A 515-nucleotide genomic window follows, 5' to 3' on the forward strand; every position below is an offset into this window, starting at 1 on the left:
GCGTTCGACCGTCTGGAAGATACGATCCGGAAACGCAGCCCAGAATGGGAAGAATTGGACAAGACGGGTGTGCGTATCTCTGACAAGAAGGAAGAGGTGGCTCTGTGTTGGCCTATGCCGAGTCTGGAAAAAGCGTATCCTGACGACGTACCGTCGTTTGCGAAGCGTAGCAAGGGACCCCACTTCGGCATGTGGAAGTTGGATGGCACGAGCCTCCAAGGACTGTACGATCGTGGCACTCCCAAGGCTCTTATCACGCGTGGTGATGGCATGGTTGGTCGCGATGTGTCGTACCTGATTCCGAAGCTTGTAGAGTTCGGACTGATTCCGGCACGGATTCCGACCCGAAACCGAACGGTCTTTCGATTCGAAGCATTGATGAAGAAGGATGTGTTTGCTGAGAAATACAGCCGTGAGGCAGCGGGCGACGACGGTTTCGACAATGCGCGCGCCATGGTCAACGGCTTGTTCAATCGCTCGTGGTCGAGTCGGGCGCTCCGCGACGTGTCTATGGT

Annotated in this window: 1 protein-coding gene; it reads left to right on the top strand. The window is 55.9% G+C overall.

Features of this window, described 5'->3' with window-relative positions; all coding sequences use genetic code 11:
* Positions 1–515, top strand: a 515-nt coding sequence (locus tag AC1RPH_RS07770; protein ID WP_481762019.1) for a hypothetical protein, incomplete at both ends; no start/stop codon positions are given.

It is taken from the genome of Dellaglioa sp. CoH-57-MRSF-16, from assembly GCF_056782055.1.